This window comes from Ventosimonas gracilis (assembly GCF_001580025.1).
Lineage (GTDB): Bacteria > Pseudomonadota > Gammaproteobacteria > Pseudomonadales > Pseudomonadaceae > Ventosimonas > Ventosimonas gracilis.
Map to the genome: position 1 here is coordinate 25178 of NZ_LSZO01000211.1, position 17135 is coordinate 42312.

Here is a 17135-nt window from a genome sequence, read left to right on the forward strand (position 1 = left end):
TCAAACCGGCAGCGGCTGATGCCCTATCGCCAAGCAGTGATTAAGACATTGGCCGAGAAAGCCGTTCAGTTGGCTTTTTTCATCCGGCTGGTGCATGGCGGGGTTGGGGTAGGGATAGCGGCTGGCTAGTGAATGGTGACTTTGTGCAGTAATCACTTCTGCCAAGCGCAAATCGTGGTAGACGCGCACCACCAAGGCCGGTAGATGCAGCCAAGTGCCGCTGTAATCGTGGGTAAGCTGCACACTGGACGTCCACGGGCAGACTTCCAGCACTTGGAAATGCAGCACACCCCAATCATGGCACCCATGTGTCAACGCAATGGGCTTGCTGCTGCCGATTTGCCGTATTTGCGGCAGCAGTCGTATGAGATGGACATAGTTGAGCGCACACTGCGCCTGTAGCGAAGCCAAGTTAAAGCGGCGTAGGCGGCGCGCCGTCAAGGTTACAGCCACTTTGCCCGAACCTGATCGCGGTTCAGCGCGAGCCAAGACAGTGCTATCAAGCTAGCGGCGTTGTTAATGCGCCCATCGCTACAGGCTTGCAGTGCACCGGCGAGCGGCAGAACATGCACGCGAATATCTTCGCCTTCTTCCACCAGCCCATGTACCCCGCCGGCACCGCGGCTGTCGCAGCGCCCAACAAACAGATGCACCCGTTCATCACTGCCGCCAGGTGATGGGTAGTAGCAATGCAAAGACCAGAGTTCGCTTAAAGTAAGCCCGGCTTCTTCGATGGCTTCACGGCGCGCGACCGCTTCGGGCGTCTCATGGGTATCAATAAGCCCGGCGACCAATTCCAAGAGCCAAGGATTTTCGCTTTTCTCCAATGTGCCGATACGAAACTGCTCAACCAGCACTACAGCGTCTTGGAGCGGGTCATAGGGCAGCACGCAGACCGCATCGGGACGGACAAACAGCTCTCGCGTTAAAAGCGGCCCCATGCCCCCGGCAAACTGCTGATGACGCAAACGCAGTCGGTCAAGCCGATAAAACCCTTCAAAGCAGGTTTTTCGTTCGATAATGTCTACCTGGTAAATTTGCGACCTGTTCATAGGATTGGGCTGGCCTACTGTGAGCAAGAGTCGATTTTGCCCTATTTTTAATAGACAAACAAAACCCCGTCGGCATAAAACCGGTGAGGGCTGTCAGTTGCAGGTTATTTTTACCGGCCGTTTTGATTATCTTTAACTACTTTGATATTGCCGAGTATATTCGGCGCAAATGATGCGTGAATGTTCGCCTTTGCCTCGGCTGTCTTCAATATAAATATCGCCATGAGCGGTTTTTATTTTATTGTTCTGATAAATAACATCAGGAATAGATGATCCTTGCAAATTGGTAGTTACTCTTACTGGAAAAGCGTTATTAGAGCCTGTTTGCGATCTAAAGAGTATCTGGTCTTTTTGGCGGATGAGCAGAATAGGTTATCCCAGCGACACTCGCCGCGCCCAATTTGAGTTGATTTGTCCATTGTTGGAGCAGGCACGCGGTGCTATATGTGTTGCGCACGGGTTGCAGTGGCGGGCGTTGCCGCGTGATTTTCCCAAATGGAGCACGGTGTACCCCTATTTTGCCAAGTGCAATGCGCCGCGTGATGGGGGTAGCCGGGGTAGTCTGCTGGAGCAGGCATTAAAAATCAGGTTGTCGCGACAGGGGCGCAACATATGCAGCACGTTCTTGATTGTGGACGGCGGCAAGCGCCCAATGGCGCAATCTTGCCGACCAGATCAGGCCGAAGGTGCCGAAACTCGCAAGGCTGATGGGTGGTGCCGAACAGGATGTGCTCGCCTATATGTATTGAAAGCCCGCTCTACCCGCTAGCCGAGCAAGTTTTAATCCACGCGCCCGTGTAGGGCGCGACCCCAACAGATGCGCAACTTCCACCGGCAACGCCGTGTTTCAATCCACGCGCCCGCGTAGGGCGCGACAAGGCTACAGCGGTCGCCGCGGCGCGGATGCGGTTGTTTCAATCCACGCGCCCGCGTAGGGCGCGACTTGCTGCCGCGAACGAGCTTGCGGACAAGTTGGAGGTTTCAATCCACGCGCCCGCGTAGGGCGCGACCCGGGCATGCAGTGATGGCCGCGCATCGGCGTCTTGTTTCAATCCACGCGCCCGCGTAGGGCGCGACTGCCCCTATGATAACTGTTTGTGTAATCTAAGAAACTGGAGCCAGTTTCGCGAATGTGGGTGTCATCGCGCAAAGATTCGATGGGATTCGACTGGATACGCTCTGAAGTTAAATTGGAATCAATGACTTATGTGCGCGCGAACCTGCCAGGGTTATGCAGGGCGCTTGGGGTTCGCGTTTTGACATCCTCCCTTGCTAAAGAGCCTGTCGCGAAAGCCTCCGTCGCTATACTGGCCGTTGTTGTCTTCGTCAGCACAGAGAGATCACCCGTCGAGTGTCTGATCCTACCGCGCAGTTTGAGTGATTTGGAAAAGCCCCAGAGGCTGTGGCTGCCAGACAGGTCAAGAGCGCGATAGAAAGTGGCCGTCGCTTCGTTGACGGCAACCGGGCTGCGTTGTTTGTTGGCACGGTACATCTGCAACAGTACCTGAGTGATTTGAAGGAGCACAGGACGCTGAAGGTCTCGTGCTTGCTTGATGAGCAAGACTGGCGGATATTTGAATCGCGTTATGCGGCCAGTGATCGTACGCCTACCGCGGGTGATGATGGGGTTGATTCTGTAGCTTGCCGCGCTATTTGGTCAGAGAACAAGGGGGCCGTGCAGGTCAAGGACGGGCTTTGCGCCGACGTGCTCGACTTTGTTCTGCCAATTATTTCCCAAATAGTAGAAGCGCAGGCTGTCCGTATCGGGATTGATCAGATCACACAGGCGCTGGCGTATTCCGACCCAGCGAGCATTATCGACGTCGAGTTCGAACACGGAAAACTGGACGCGTTGGCCAAAATCCTGGCATACCTTGGCAATACGCCGCAGACGTTTTTCGCCGCCGACGGCGATGGTGCTCACATCGTAGCTGACCAGAATCAGCATGATTTTCTCTCACTTCCACAAGAAAGGGGGATAAGCGTCCAGGTCGCCGCGCAGATGACGGGCCAGTAATTGTGCTTGCAGATAAGGCAGCAGGCCAATATCAACCTTTTCACCGAGAAAGACATGCTGCAATTGTTCCCGCTTGCGCTCCTGGTAGGCAACCAGAACCGTCTTGCGTGCGTCGTCCTTCAACAGCACCGTACCATTCTCGACGTAGCGGAAATCTCGTTCATTCAACTGCTTGCGATTGATCAAGGACAACGCCAGGCGCTCTCCCAGCAACGGCCGGAATTCCTCAGCCAGATCAAGGGCAAGACTCGGACGCCCGGGACGGTCGCGATGCAAGAAGCCGACCGCAGGATCGAGCCCCACCGTTTCCAGCGCGGATCGACAATCGTGGGTCAGCAGCGTGTACAAAAACGAGAGTAAAGCATTGAAGGCGTCGCGCGGCGGCCTGCGATTGCGGCCGCCAAAACGCAGTAATGGCGATCCGCTGCGGATCAATTGATCGAACACGCCGAAATACACCTGTGCTGCCTCCCCTTCCAATCCGCGCAGCGTATCGACAGCGTCCTCTTGGAGCAGCCGATAAGGAATGCGCTTCAAACGGGCGAGCGCGCGCTCAAACGCGGCAACGTCGGTCAGTTTCTCGCCGTGATCGCGCCAGCCGCGAGCCAGTACCGCACGTTGATTGTGGATCTTTCCGGCCAAAAGGTTGCGGACGATCTGCGCGCATTTCGCGGGATCGTCGCTGCGCCGGTATTGCTCGCGGCGCAGCAGCACATTACCGGATACCGGTCCCTCGACGCGCGCGAGGAAACAGCCTTGGGCGGTTAAATAACAGATGCTGATACCGTTGCTGCTGCAAAAGCCGAGCAATGGCGGGCTGACCGAAACGCGGCCGATGCAGACCAGGCTTTCCAGCATGTGCGCTGGCAAGCGGGCACGGACTTCTTTCTCCACTTCCAGGACCAGATTCTCGCCATCTTTGTACAGCCACGAGCCTTCGGTGGTGACATACAAGGTGTTGAGTTGACGACGCATCAATCTGCCAGTTGTTTGAGCAACCAACGGGACACACCTTGTCCTTGCGCCAGTAGCTTGGGCTGGCATAGATCGAGCAGTGAACAGGCATTGCAAAGGCCAGGTGAATATTTCGCCAGAGGGGTTTCCCCCGCAGCGATCATATTCCGAGTTTGGATCACAGTATCACGAGTCAATGCACGCAAATCATCGTCGAAGGCGACGTCCCGACGCCGTCGCGTCTGACCATAGAACAAGGCGCCTTGGGGAATGGCGTCATCGAACATGCTTTCCAGGCACAAGGCCTGCGCACAAAGCTGCACCTCATCGGCGCGATGGATTTTGGGCTTGCCTCGTTTGTATTCGACCGGAAAGGGCAGAGAATCGTGGAATTCCACCACATCGGCAACGCCGGTGATACCCAGTTCCAGAGACACTAATGGCATTGCGGTGATCGCGCGCACCCCTTTACGCCGCTCGGACAGGGGCTGGTCCGCACGCGAATGCAGCAGCCGACCTTGCGCCGTTTGCCGGTTCTCAGCCCACTGCCGCTCGACATGGATTAGCGCGCATTGACGTGGACAATACAGGTAATGTTGGAGGGCGGAAATGGGTATCAGGTCTGCGTCATCCACGTCAGTCCGCCCTGCGGTCAAAAGATTTCGTTAATCGAAACGCCGGCAGGCAGCTTGTCGCGGTCGATATCCACTTGATAGTCCGCGTAATTGCGCGCCGGGGAATCATCCTGCCCATTGATGCGACGCACCTTGACACGGTCAAACAACACATGGGCCGGCGCATTTCCCATCGGGTGCTCGTGCTCGAATACGATCAGCTTGCGCGCGGCCATCTCGCCACGCGCAGCAGAGCGGTCGTGTTCGAACAAATTGGTGAGCGCGCGCCACAGCAACTGCAAGTCGTCCTCGGAGAACCCGGTGCGTTCGGCCAGCTTGGCCGAGATAAAGCCGTGCATGCGGTACAGGCCATAGGGCAGGATATGCTTGCGGCCCATGGTGCGTTCTTTGTCCGCGTCTTTCTCGTTGGTGACCGCGACACGGGTGATCGCGACTTCCAACGGCAGCACCGGGTCGATGGAGGTGGCGAAGGCGATCTGCACCGGGCCGCGCACCTGGCCGGCGTTGACCTCAGTCGTCATCACCGCACCAAAGGTACGCACGTCGAAGAAGTTCTTGCACATCCAGGCGGTCAGCTCGCGGGCCTTCGCCTCGTCCTTGGGCAGCTTCTTGGCCTCAGGTTTGATACCCAGGGCAGCATAGGCTTGATTGTGCTGCTTGTTCAGGACCGATTTTTCCTGCATGTAGATCGCGTGACCCGGTTCGCCTTCCTTCTCCAACGCCACATAGTTGCGAATCTTGCGCTTGATCGCGACGTCAGTGACCAGGCCGCGATTGGTTTCCGGATCCAGGCGTGGAAGATTGCCAGCGTCGGGGTCGCCGTTCGGATTCCCGTTGGTGACATCGAACAGGTAGACGAACTCGTAACGGTGGCTGAGGGTGCTCATTCATTTTCTCCTGCGGAATCGTTGTCAGTGGTGGTCTGCGTATCAGGGCGGGCGGAGCGCGGCTTGGTCTTCTGGTGGTAATAACCGATGGCAAAATGGCCCTGGGCCTCCATGCGCAGGCTGCGCGGAAAGGTGGTGCCCAGCGCATCAATGATCTCGCCGATTTCCTTTTCCAGGTTCACGGCACGACCCGGATTGTCTTTGCGCACGCGGCTCAAATGGTTTTGGGCATTGCGCAAAAGCAGCGGAAATACAATGGCGGGCGTCGCCGAGGCGGCGCCGTAATAGCGATCGCGGATGGTGGCATTAATCTGGGGGCCCAGGGCGTCGCCTTGCACACGCTCTAAGGTGGAGAACAGTCGTCCGAGCAGATACCCCGGATTGGTGTTGGTCGAATCGAGACTCACGGGTGGTGGCTCCTTGTTGATGTTGCCCAGCCGCGCATCTCGGGCCAGGATAGCTTTGCACAACGCCACGCGCGTGCCGGAGATGTGGCCATCGGCGCGCAGGCGCATGAGGATGGTGCCGAGCAGGCTGCGTGGATAAGGGGTGCCCGCGAGAATGGCACGGGTCGTTTCGCCAGCCAGGAAGGGCGGTACGTCCTCATTCTTGGATCGGCCATCGCGCGAGGGCGCGCAGGCAAGCAAAAGGCGCCAGATCGCCGGCGGCGCGCGCCAGGGCGACGGCTCAAGCCGAAGATCATCGAAGTGGCGCGCCAATCGCGCCGCGAAAGTCGCCAGCGTCTGCGTTTCCCAGAAACGGATCGACAAGCGCGCGGCATTAGGCGAAATGCCGAGCACGAAGATATGGGTACCATCATTCAGCCCGGGATCGAGCGCTTGCAGCGGCAGCCCTTGCCGGACCTGGTCCAGGGCATCGCGCAGTTTCTGTATTTCACGCGGGTCTTCGTCCCGCGGGTCGAAGAACAGGCTCAACAGCGACTCGGCATTTTCCGCTTGATCGGCATCCGTCGCCTGTGCCCAAAAGACGACCGTGGCATCACCAATCTGGATTTGCTGGCGGCTTTCGCGGCGCAACAGGTGGTTCAGCGCCGTGGTGTAGGCAAAAGCGGCTTGCTCGGATATGGGGGCGTTCTCGCCTTGTTCCTTGCCATAGGAAGTGAACGACTCCAGGTTGAAGGAGACGATGGAGGCACCGGAACTTTGCGCACCCCTGACGCCCTTGATGGAGGGATGCAGGCGCGCCAATGGTGCTCGCTCGCCCGTCACCAAACAAATGCCCTGGCGGTCTTCAGCGTCTCCATCGAACAGCTTCGACCAGGCCTGGTCGGCAGCGGGGCGTTGGTGCAGATACTGGTGCTTGTCGGCGAAGTCGTCGAACCGGAACACGATGTTGGCATCCAGCATGGCCTCGCGATGCGGGACGAATGCCGGGTGCTTCTGGAATTGTTCTGGGGTCCAGGTTTCGAGAAAGGCCAGCAGCGCTTTCAATCCCGGATCCTCCGTCCCCGCCAGCGATTGTTCATGCAACAGCCGGAATGCGGCGTGCTCCTGTTCGCAGCGCTTGCTGTTGGCGCTGACGCCCAGCGCATAGCTGGTCTTATCCCAGAGAAAGAAAGACTTTACGCCGACTGTACGCTTGAACGATGCGGGCACGCTCAGGCTCTTCGGCGTTGGCTTCTTGCCGCTGGTATCGCGGATGTCCATGACATCGACGACGGCCCCGTCCGAGCCGAGCACGATCGCGTAGCTGATTTTTTCCTGGCTATATCCGGGTGGGGAAATGCCGGAATCGCTGTCCAGCAGCAGACGCTGATAGTAACTGTTGAGCGCGGATAGAATCATGAGCGGATCTCTGCGCTTGCGAAAGCGGGAACGGCGATCCGTCCGTCGATCATGCGGGCGCGGAAAAAGCGCGGCGTCATGCCGTCGGCGAAATCGATGTCGTGCAACATCCAGCCCAGGTCGCGCTCTCCCGACAAGGCCTCGTGGACCGGCGGTGCGCAGGCACCGCTTTCCAGGAGCACGAAACTGGCGGGGAATTCGCGCGTGCCCAGGCAAGGTGCCTGGAAATACTGGCCCTTGCGGGCGCGGCGGTTAAAGATATCGAGATGCTTACCAACGCTGTCGTCCGGCCCTGCGCGATCGGTCAACTCGAAGTGGGCTTCTATCACATAGGCGACATCACGCAACACAATGGCGGCGCGTTGCTGGCGATCGTCTTCGACGTAGTTGACCAGACCGTCGGTGCGTCCGGCCTTGATTGCCTTGCCGACGCTGGCGGCGGAAATCTTGCTGCCGACTTCATTGCGCCGGATCGCCTCGAAGCGGATGGGCTTCAGTACCTGGATGCTGTCGATGCACCAACGAATACTTGGCTTCCAGTGGATCGCCTCCAGGACGCCGCGGGCGGCGGACGGTGTGATCGTGTCGTACGAGACTCTCTCCACCTTCATTTCTGGACGGGTGAATAGCGCCCAATCGCCCCAAATATGGAGTTTGATGCCGTAAGCCATGTTTCTTGTCGTCCCTATTTTTACTATTTTGCAAGCTTTAGGCGGTTTTTATAATCTTTTTATGACAATTTTCAAAAAATCATTACGGCATCAATACACGAGGCGTTCGGCTTGAATAAATTGCGGATTGTCCCAGTGCAGGCCGAAGCGTTCGTCATATAGCCGGGGATTAACCAACTGCATGAACTGTTCGCCGTAGATATCTGGCCGCACCGCCTGTATCGCATGGGCGTGCGATAGCGCGTCGTAGGCCTGCTTGGGCAGTTGCACCACATAGGGCTGCAAACGGCGGGCAATGGCGCCGCAACCCTGCGCAAATGGCAGCTTGGCCAGGGCATCCCGGGCGATGTCGTCCCAAGGGATGATGACCGGGCGCATCGTGGTTTCGATCAGCCGGAAATCAGATGCAAGGTTTTCGAATGGCAGACTGTCCTCCCGGCTGGCTTTGAGCAGGTCCAACAGTCCGCAGGCATCGAGTTCCTTGTCGCCTTTTTGCCAGTAAATCTCACGAAAATAGGCCCGTATGGCTTCCGGCGCCAGCAAGTCGTCACGATAGCGCGGCTCGACGCTGCGAAACGCCTGGGCGAACTGCTTTAACTCAGGCGGCGCGGCCCAATCCGGGTTTGCGGTGGCGAAAACCAGCACCTCGCTGTCCGCAGGCTCGCGCCGTCCTTCGCGATTGCAGCGGCCGGCGGCTTGGGCAATCGAATCCAGGCCGGCTTGCGCACGCAACACCGTGGGCAGGTCGATGTCCACACCCGCCTCGATCAGCGACGTCGATATCAGGCGACATGGCAGAGCGTCTTTCAACCGCTGCCTGATTTCGCCCAGCACCGCGCTGCGATGCTTGGCGCACATCAGCGTGGTCAGGTGACAGGCACCGGGTTGATCGGCAATGGCGTCAAAGAGCGCGCGGGCATGGCGGCGGTTGTTGACGATGCACAGCACCTGTTCGCGTTGCCGCAAGTGGCCGGCCAACGCCTCGTCGTCCAGTGTGCCGAGGTGGCGCACGTTGACCCGGCGCAGTCGCCGGTACAGGTCGGCGGGGTCGGGGGCCAGTTCACGTACACCTTTTAGTCCGTTGCGAAAACCGTCGGCGTCATTAAGGGCAGGCTGGGTGGCGGTACACAGAACGATACTGGTGCGGTAATTGAGCGTCAGCTCGTCCAGCAAAGTCACGCAAGGGCGCAGCAGTTTCAGGGGCAGCGTCTGCGCCTCGTCCAGGATCACGACGCTGCCGGCGATGTTGTGCAGCTTGCGGCAGCGCGAAGGACGGTCGGCGAACAGGCTTTCAAAGAACTGCACGGCGGTGGTGACAATAACGGGAGCATCCCAGTTTTCCATGGCCAACTGGCGTTTTTCCCTGGACTGGGCGGATTTTTCAGGATCGTCGACAAATTTTTCAGGATCGTCGACAAAAGCGCTGTGATGCTCCAGCACCGCGCTTTCGCCAAGCTCGCCGAACGCTTCGCGGAACACCTGCGCATTCTGCTCGACGATACTGGTGAAAGGAATCACGAAAATCACCCGGCGCAGACCATGAGCGATGGCGTGATCCAGCGCGAAAGCCAGTGAAGCCAAGGTCTTGCCGCCCCCCGTCGGGACAGTGAGCGAAAACAGCCCCGGCTCATGCGCCGCCTGCCCGCGCACGTGGGACAAGATGCCGGCGCGTAGACGATTGACCTCGCTGTCGCCCCGAAAATCCGAGAGCCTGGCATCGAGACGCTCCCGCAACTGCGCCAGGCTGGGGCGGGACGTGCCGTCCCGGGCCGGCCGCCCTTCTATCCGGCGGTAGAAATTGTCGGTATCGATGAAGTCGGCATCGACCAGGCAGGAAAACAGCATCCGGGTCAATAGCGCGAATTGGAAGGCGACGCGCTCGCTGCAAATCTTGAAATCCTTGGGCAGTTTGTTGATTTCCGCAGCGTCGGGAAGGTTAATTTCCGTCTTCCACTGCGGCAGCAGTTTGGGCAGTTCGTTTTGCAGCCGTTCCTGGAGCGTCGTCCGTGCCTTTCTCCGCCTGCCGTTGGCGAGGCCAGCGTGGTGGCCGGCGATGCCATAAGCCATCAACAGGCCCAGCTCCCCGTATTCTTTCTGCGCGATTCGTGCGCCCCAGGTGGAATGGTCCACCTTCGGAAATTCGCCGCTCAGGCGCTTTTGGAATGCGTTCGTGTATTTTCCGAGATCGTGCAGCAAGCCCATGGGCCTGGCCAGATGCGCCGCGTCGAAATGGGCGGCATTACGCGCCGCCAGTTCGCCGACACAGGAAAGGTGGCCCTTCAGTAACTGCCAATCGGACTTGTCCGCCGGATTTGTTGAATGGGCAAAGAATTTCTGACTCTCCGCAGACATCCTTTTTATGGATTTATTTGCATTTTTGCAGATGTGGCCTAGCCTTTTTAAGCGGTTCAAAAGTACCGCAGATAGCGACCTTACAAATCCAAAGAAAAGGAACTTCTACCATGAAACACTATCTTTTACGCTTGATTTTTATCGTTTTTACCAGCCTGCCGCTGTTTGTCAGCGCGGCCGGTGAAGTGGTGAGTGTGGATGCTCAGTCCACCGCAGTCGTTACTGGCGAACAAACCATTGATCTTAACAGTGCTGATGCGCAGGCTTTGCAGCAGGCGTTAACGGGTGTTGGTGCGGTTAAGGCCAAAGCTATTGTGGATTACAGGCAGGAGCACGGGCCGTTTGTTTCGGTGGATGAGTTGCTGGAAGTCAAAGGCATAGGCGCGGCTATTTTGGAGAAAAACCGCAGTAAGTTGCGGGTGAATTAAATCCATTGTGCTTGGCTTGCCCGTGCGTTTTATTACGGATGAGCCAAGCTCTGTAGAAAGTCAAGCGCTTCGCTCACGCAATAAAACGAGCCGAATACCACTATTTCATCGCCTTCTTGTGCTTGTTCGCATTGCGCTTTCAGGGCATCAATAATGGTTGGATAAGGCTTAACGGCAGCGCCCGAGGTTTGCAGGGCGGTGGCGAGTTCGCCCGCTGCAAGGCTGCGCGGCGTGGGCAGTGTGGCCACCGCCCAATGTTGCAGCAAGGGCAATAAGGGCGTGATCACGCCGGATAAATCTTTGTCACCCAGCAGGCCAAAGACCGCCAGATGCTGGTGGGCTGGTTTTGCGGCCAGTTGCTCGGCTAAATAGTCGGCAGCATTGGGGTTATGGCCGACGTCCAGCAGTAGCCTCAAGGATTTTCCCTGCCAGTTTAGCGAAAGGCGCTGCATGCGACCGGCAAGCTGAGTGTGAACCAGTGCATCGGCCAACAGGTCCTGTTGCCAAGGTAAATCGAGCAGTGCATAAGCTTGCAGTGCCAGTGCCGCGCTAGGCAGTGGCAAGGATGGCAATGGCAGGTCGTGGCATTGCCGTTGTGTACCTTGCAGGCATTGTCCGCGCCAATGCCAAGTGCTATCGGTTTGCGCAAAATCATAATCGCGCCCGCGCAAAAACAGCGGTGCGGCTCGTTGTTTTGCCGTATCGAAAACAGCCGGCGGTGGGTCTTGGTCGCCGCACAGGGCAGGGCGGCCAGGGCGAAAGATGGCGGCTTTTTCAAAGGCGACCTGTGCGCGCGAATGGCCTAACCATTCACTGTGGTCGAGTGCGATATTAGTGATGAGTGCAAGGTCGGCATCGATAAGATTAACGGCATCCAGCCTCCCGCCAAGACCCACTTCGAGGATGGCGACATCCAGCTTTGCGCGTTCAAACAGCCAGAAGGCGGCGAGGGTGCCCATTTCAAAGTAGGTCAGCGAAGTATCGCCGCGCACCGCTTCCACGGCGGCAAAGGCTCGGCACAGTTCACCGTCGCTCGCTTCAATGCCATTAATGCGCACGCGCTCGTTGTAGCGCAGCAAATGTGGTGAACTGTAAACGCCTACTTTGAGCTTTTGTGTTTGCAGCAATGCGGCGAGCAGGGCGCAGGTGGAGCCTTTGCCGTTGGTGCCGGTGACGGTAATCACTTGCTTGGCTGGGCGTTGCAGCTTTAAACGCTGAGCCACCATTGCTACGCGCTCAAGACCCAGTTCAATGCTGGTGGGGTGCAGGCGCTCCAGATAAGCGAGCCAGCGGGTTAAGTCGTAGGCGCTAGCGGCTCTGCCTGCGCTGGGAGCCAAGCAATCCATTATGCAAAGGCCGCCACTTCGCTGCCGGTTTGCGGGCTTGGCTGGCCGGTTAATTGGGCGAGTAGTTTGGCAAGGCGTTCGCGCAAGTCTCGGCGATGGATAATCAGGTCGATGGCGCCGTGTTCCAGTAAAAATTCGCTGCGCTGAAAGCCTTCTGGCAGTTTCTCGCGTACGGTTTGCTCAATCACGCGCGGCCCGGCAAAGCCGATTAAGGCTTTGGGTTCGCCGATAATCACGTCACCGAGCATGGCAAGGCTTGCGGAAACGCCGCCGTAGACCGGGTCGGTCAATACGGAAATAAACGGCAGACCCTCTTCGCGCAGCCTTGCCAGTGCTGCTGAGGTTTTTGCCATTTGCATCAGTGAAATCAGCGCTTCTTGCATGCGAGCGCCACCAGAGGCGGAAAAGCACACAAGCGGCAGCCTTTCATCAAGTGCAACTTTTGCTGCGCGGACAAAGCGCTCGCCAACCACCGCACCCATTGAACCGCCCATAAATTCAAATTCAAAGGCGCAGGCGACTAGTGCTAAATCTTGCACGCAGCCTTTAAAGGCAATCAGTGCGTCTTTTTCGCCGGTTTGCTTTTGTGCCGCAGCGATACGGTCTTTGTAGCGCTTGCTGTCACGGAATTTCAGGCGGTCGATGGGTTCCAGGTTTGCGCCGATTTCTTCGCGGCCTTCCTGGTCGAGGAAAATATCCAGCCGCTTACGTGCGCCAATGCGCATGTGGTAGTCGCACTTGGGGCAAACTTCGAGGTTTTTTTCCAGCTCAGGGCGATACAGCGCCGCATCACAGGACGGGCATTTGTGCCAAAGTCCTTCCGGTACCGAGCTTTTTTTCACTTCGGAACGGATGATGGAAGGAATCAGCTTGTCTACCAGCCAGTTGCTCATGCAGTGTTTCTCCAAAGCCGCAACGGTTGCGGGCAGTTTTTAGCAGGCGCGAATTGTACCAGCAGGTTATGACGGGTTGTTTATGGCTTGCTCTGCTTTGCGTACTTCGCGGATAAAAGCGTGCATTTTTTGTGCATCTTTGATGCCTTTGGCCGCTTCCACCCCGCCGCTCACGTCCACCGCGAACGGGCGCACTTGGGCAATGGCTTTGCCGACATTTTGCGGATTAAGTCCGCCGGCCAATATCAGCGGGTACCTTAAGTCTGTGGGGATCAGGCTCCAGTCAAATACGGTGCCAGTGCCGCCGTATTGTCCGGCGACTTGGCTGTCCAGCAAAATCCCGCAGGCGTTTGGGTAACCTGCCGCTTGGCTTTTGATGTCATCAAAAGCGCCAACGCGTAGCGCTTTAATCCAAGGGCGGCCAAAGCCTGCGCAGTCCTCAGGTGTTTCGTCGCCGTGAAACTGCAATAAATCGAGCGGCACTTCGCGCAGCGTTTGTGCGATTTGCTCGCGGCTTTCGTTGACGAAAAGTCCGGTCAAACAGATAAAAGGTGGCAGTGCGGCGCGGATGGCTTTGGCTTGTGCAAGGCTGACCGCGCGGGGACTTTCGGCATAGAACACCAAGCCCAGCGCATCGGCTCCGGCCTGTACCGCAGCGAGTGCATCTTGCGGGCGGGTAATGCCGCAGATTTTGCAGCGTACTTTCATGGTTAATGCCCGCGCTGCAAGTTGTACAGGGCTTGCAGCAGCTTGCGGCGGGCAAACAGCAGGTGCCAGCGCCGCCCACCCAATTGCCGCCAAAGTCTGGCTGAGCGGATACCGGCAAGCAGCAGGGCGCGGATTTTGGCGGCATTGGACGGTTGTTCCAGCGTGCGCATGTCACCGTGTACCAAAATGCGCTGGCGAAAGGCGCTTAGGCTGTCTTGATAGAGCGCGGCGCAGGAGGCTATCACGTTGTCATGGGTTTGCCCGAACATCGCAACTTGCTGCTGGATTTGATTTAAGCGGCTGCTGATTTTATCCAGTAAATCGCCGCGCTGCGCCAGTTTACGCTCCAACGTGATCAGCGAAAGCGCATAGCGCAGCGTTTCGCGTTGCAGGCTTTGCGGGTCGCGTTCGAGCATGCCCTGCAAGGCGCGGTAGCCTTCGCGCAGACTGAAGTCGTCGCCGCCATAAACTTCCAGCGTGGTTTGTGGGTCGCGTACCAACAGGCTGCCGAGCAGGCTTGCCAGCACCGTTTCGCCCATGCGCTCACCGTGGGCGATACGGTCAACCGCCGCCGCACAAGCGAACAGGCCGCCGAGTGCTGTCAGTTGTTCTTGCAGTTGTGCCATGCGGTTATCCTTTGACCTGCTCAATCACGCCGCCACCTAAGCAGCGCTCGCCTTGATAGAAAACTACCGATTGCCCAGGCGTGACCGCGCGTTGCGGTTGCTCAAACTCGACTTGCCAGCCTTTTGCGCTTTGTTTAAGCAGGCAGGGCTGGTCAGCTTGGCGGTAGCGCACTTTGCCGCAAAGGTGCAGCGGCTGCTTATAGTCGATGGGATTTATCCAATGGATATGTGAACAATAAAGGGTGCTGGAAAAAAGCAGCGGGTGGTCATTGCCCTGGCCGACAATCAATACATTGCGCGTTAAGTCTTTAGCGAGTACGTACCAAGGTTCTTCGCCTGCATCTTTTTGCCCGCCGATGCCAAGCCCTTGGCGTTGGCCGATGGTGTGGTACATCAAGCCGTTGTGCTGGCCAAGGATTTTGCCATCGGTATCTTCAATCGAACCGGGCTGCGCGGGCAGGTATTGCGCGAGAAAATCCCGAAAGCGTCGTTCGCCGATAAAGCAAATGCCGGTGGAATCCTTCTTTTTGGCCGTCGCCAGCCGGTGTTTGGCGGCCAGCGCGCGAACCGCGGGTTTTTCCAGTTCACCCAGCACAAACAGGCTTTTAGCTAATTGCTCGCCGGCCACCGCGTGCAGAAAGTAGCTCTGGTCTTTATTGGCATCCAAGCCTTTGAGCAGCTCGCTCTGCTTGTCGTCACGCGCACGCAAACGGGCGTAGTGGCCGGTGGCAATAAAGTCTGCGCCAAGGCTTAAGGCGTAATCGAGAAAGGCTTTGAACTTGATTTCACGGTTACACAGAATGTCCGGGTTCGGTGTGCGACCGGCTTGGTATTCGGCCAAAAAATGCTCAAATACGTTGTCCCAATATTCGGCGGCAAAGTTTGCCGTATGCAAACGAATGCCCAAACGCTCGCAAACTGCGCGGGCATCGGCTAAATCAGCCATTGCCGTGCAGTACTCGCTACCGTCGTCCTCTTCCCAGTTCTTCATAAACAGCCCCTCGACCTGCCAACCTTGCTGCAAAAGCAACAAGGCAGCGACCGAGGAATCCACTCCGCCGGACATGCCGACCATCACGCGGCGACCGGTAGCAGTCGGCAAGGGGCTTTGCGACATCATCAGGCCTTGGTTAAAAAGGAGTGGATTTTAGCAGTCTTTCAACAGGTTCGAATCAAATGGTCAAAGGCCGACAGCGCGGCTTTGGCACCTTCGCCAGTGGCGATAACGATTTGCTTGTAGGGCACGTTGGTGCAGTCGCCTGCGGCAAAGATGCCGCCGATGCTGGTGGCACCACGCGCATCGGTGATGATTTCGCCGCGGTTTATGGCAAGCTGGTCTTTTAGCCAGTCGGTATTGGGCAGCAGGCCAATCTGTACAAAGATGCCTTCAAGTGCCAGCTCTTGACCTTCGCCGCCGTTTCTTGGCTGGTAACGCAGGCCGGTGACTTTGCTGCCATCGCCCAAGACTTCGGTGGTTTGTGCGTGGGTAATCACTTGTACATTGGGCAGGATTGCCAGTTTGCGCTGCAATACCTCATCGGCGCGTAATTGACTATCGAACTCAAGCAAAGTGACATGGGCAACGATCCCGGCCAAATCAATGGCCGCTTCCACGCCGGAATTGCCGCCGCCAATCACCGCCACGCGCTTGCCTTTAAACAGCGGGCCGTCGCAGTGTGGGCAAAAGCATACGCCGCGCGCTTTGTATTGTTGTTCGCCAGGCACGCCCATTTCGCGCCAGCGGGCACCGGTTGCAATAATCAGCGTCTTGCTTTTAAGCGTCGCGCCGCTTTCAAGTGTGACTTGGTGCAGTTCCCCGGCATGGGCAGCAGGCAGCAGTTGTTCTGCACGCTGAGCGCGGATAATGTCCACCTCATAGGATTTGACGTGTTCTTCCAGGGCGCGGGAAAGCTGCGGGCCTTCGGTATGGGTGACTGAGATAAAGTTCTCAATCGCCATCGTATCTTGCACCTGTCCGCCAAAGCGTTCAGCCACCAAACCGGTACGAATACCTTTACGTGCGGCGTAGATGGCAGCCGCCGCACCGGCAGGGCCTGCGCCTAATACCAGTACATCAAAGGGGGCTTTTTCGCTAAGCGCTGCGGTTTCACGCGCGCTGCCTTGGCTATCGATTTTGGCAAGAATATCCGTAACTTCCATTCGCCCTTGGGCGAACGGTTCGCCGTTTAACCAAACGCTGGGTACGGTCAAAATCTGGCGACCTTCGGCTTCATCGGCAAAGAGTGCGCCGTCAATCGCCTGATGGCGAATATTGGGATTAAGTACCGCGAGCAGGTTAAGCGCCTGCACCACATCCGGGCAGTTCTGGCAGGACTGCGAAAACCAGGTCTCAAACTCAAAGCGCCCTTCAATGCCTTGGATGCGCGAAATGCTTTGTTCGTCCAATTTGGATGGATGCCCGCCGGTTTGCAGCAGTGCGAGCACTAAGGAGCTGAACTCATGCCCCATCGGCAGGCCGACAAATTCGATACGGTTTAACGCAAAAGAGGGGCGGCGCGAGGCGTTACCATCGGTGCGCAGAGTGATTTTGTCGGTTAAACCGACAATATCTTGTAAAAGGCTAAGCATTTCTTTCGATTGCTCGCTTTCATCAAGCGAAGCGGTGATGACAAAGGGTTGCTTGATATGGGCAAAGTGGCTGGTTAATTGGCTTTTGATACTGTCATCCAACACGGTTTTTACTCTTTAAAACAAAAATAACGGACAAAAAAATGCCCGGGACACCGGGCAGGCTTCGGTC

General features: G+C 57.4%; 16 protein-coding genes, 1 pseudogene and 1 CRISPR repeat array. Of the genes and pseudogenes, 2 read left to right on the plus strand and 15 right to left on the minus strand.

Going from position 1 to position 17135, the window contains the following annotated elements; genetic code table 11:
- Positions 1-453 (minus strand): DUF1249 domain-containing protein, encoded by a 453-nt coding sequence (locus AXE65_RS11995; RefSeq protein ID WP_079214162.1) that lies wholly within the window; start codon positions 451-453, stop codon positions 1-3.
- A complete protein-coding gene (locus AXE65_RS12000) occupies positions 444-1052 on the minus strand; it encodes an NUDIX domain-containing protein (RefSeq protein WP_068392816.1) in 609 nt (202 codons plus the stop codon). Before AXE65_RS12000 ends, AXE65_RS11995 begins: the two co-directional genes overlap by 10 nt.
- A 358-nt stretch (positions 1053-1410) precedes the next feature.
- Here AXE65_RS12000 and AXE65_RS14220 point away from each other — a divergent pair.
- A pseudogene (locus AXE65_RS14220) lies at positions 1411-1689 on the plus strand (transposase); the annotation flags it as partial.
- Positions 1690-1829: 140 nt separating this feature from the next.
- Positions 1830-2129: direct repeats of the CRISPR family, unit length 32 nt; unit sequence GTTTCAATCCACGCGCCCGCGTAGGGCGCGAC.
- 580 nt (positions 2130-2709) lie between these two features.
- Here AXE65_RS14220 and cas2 read toward each other — a convergent pair.
- The 7 genes from cas2 to AXE65_RS12040 all read right to left on the minus strand — a co-directional run bounded on the left by cas2 (position 2710) and on the right by AXE65_RS12040 (position 10433).
- Positions 2710-3000, minus strand: a complete 291-nt coding sequence (gene cas2, locus AXE65_RS14530) for a CRISPR-associated endonuclease Cas2 (protein ID WP_068392822.1) — start codon at positions 2998-3000, stop codon at positions 2710-2712.
- Between the two features lie 9 nt (positions 3001-3009).
- Entirely contained in the window at positions 3010-4044 is a 1035-nt protein-coding gene (gene cas1c, locus AXE65_RS12015; protein WP_068392825.1) for a type I-C CRISPR-associated endonuclease Cas1c, read from the minus strand.
- Positions 4044-4658, minus strand: coding sequence for a CRISPR-associated protein Cas4 (gene cas4, locus AXE65_RS12020; RefSeq protein WP_068392828.1), 615 nt, complete (start codon positions 4656-4658; stop codon positions 4044-4046). Before cas4 ends, cas1c begins: the two co-directional genes overlap by 1 nt.
- Before the next feature lie 17 nt (positions 4659-4675).
- Positions 4676-5545: a type I-C CRISPR-associated protein Cas7/Csd2 gene (gene cas7c / locus AXE65_RS12025; protein ID WP_068392833.1), complete on the minus strand. Its 870-nt coding sequence runs from the start codon at positions 5543-5545 to the stop codon at positions 4676-4678.
- Complete coding sequence (gene cas8c / locus AXE65_RS12030) at positions 5542-7350, minus strand: type I-C CRISPR-associated protein Cas8c/Csd1 (RefSeq protein WP_068392836.1); 1809 nt, start codon at positions 7348-7350, stop codon at positions 5542-5544. The genes cas7c and cas8c overlap by 4 nt, the downstream gene beginning before the upstream one ends.
- Positions 7347-8021, minus strand: a complete 675-nt coding sequence (cas5c, locus tag AXE65_RS12035; RefSeq protein WP_068392839.1) for a type I-C CRISPR-associated protein Cas5c — start codon at positions 8019-8021, stop codon at positions 7347-7349. The genes cas8c and cas5c overlap by 4 nt, the downstream gene beginning before the upstream one ends.
- 90 nt (positions 8022-8111) lie before the next feature.
- On the minus strand, positions 8112-10433 hold the full coding sequence (locus tag AXE65_RS12040; RefSeq protein ID WP_239685097.1) for a CRISPR-associated endonuclease Cas3'': 2322 nt from the start codon (positions 10431-10433) through the stop codon (positions 8112-8114).
- 50 nt (positions 10434-10483) lie between these two features.
- Here AXE65_RS12040 and AXE65_RS12045 point away from each other — a divergent pair, with 50 nt between their 5' ends.
- Complete coding sequence (locus AXE65_RS12045; RefSeq protein ID WP_068392844.1) at positions 10484-10801, plus strand: ComEA family DNA-binding protein; 318 nt, start codon at positions 10484-10486, stop codon at positions 10799-10801.
- 32 nt (positions 10802-10833) lie between these two features.
- Here AXE65_RS12045 and folC read toward each other — a convergent pair whose 3' ends face one another.
- The 6 genes from folC to ahpF form a co-directional block, all read right to left on the minus strand.
- The gene (gene folC, locus AXE65_RS12050) at positions 10834-12147 is read right to left on the minus strand and encodes a bifunctional tetrahydrofolate synthase/dihydrofolate synthase (protein ID WP_068392847.1); all 1314 of its coding nucleotides are present in this window, start codon (positions 12145-12147) and stop codon (positions 10834-10836) included.
- Entirely contained in the window at positions 12147-13040 is an 894-nt protein-coding gene (gene accD, locus AXE65_RS12055) for an acetyl-CoA carboxylase, carboxyltransferase subunit beta (protein ID WP_068392850.1), read from the minus strand. Before accD ends, folC begins: the two co-directional genes overlap by 1 nt.
- A 66-nt stretch (positions 13041-13106) precedes the next feature.
- Entirely contained in the window at positions 13107-13748 is a 642-nt protein-coding gene (locus AXE65_RS12060; RefSeq protein WP_068392853.1) for a phosphoribosylanthranilate isomerase, read from the minus strand.
- A gap of 2 nt (positions 13749-13750) precedes the next feature.
- Positions 13751-14374: a high frequency lysogenization protein HflD gene (gene hflD / locus AXE65_RS12065; protein WP_068392856.1), complete on the minus strand. Its 624-nt coding sequence runs from the start codon at positions 14372-14374 to the stop codon at positions 13751-13753.
- 4 nt (positions 14375-14378) lie between these two features.
- Positions 14379-15491, minus strand: a complete 1113-nt coding sequence (gene mnmA / locus AXE65_RS12070) for a tRNA 2-thiouridine(34) synthase MnmA (protein ID WP_068392859.1) — start codon at positions 15489-15491, stop codon at positions 14379-14381.
- A gap of 41 nt (positions 15492-15532) precedes the next feature.
- On the minus strand, positions 15533-17068 hold the full coding sequence (gene ahpF / locus AXE65_RS12075) for an alkyl hydroperoxide reductase subunit F (protein WP_068392861.1): 1536 nt from the start codon (positions 17066-17068) through the stop codon (positions 15533-15535).
- Positions 17069-17135: the final 67 nt, after the last annotated feature.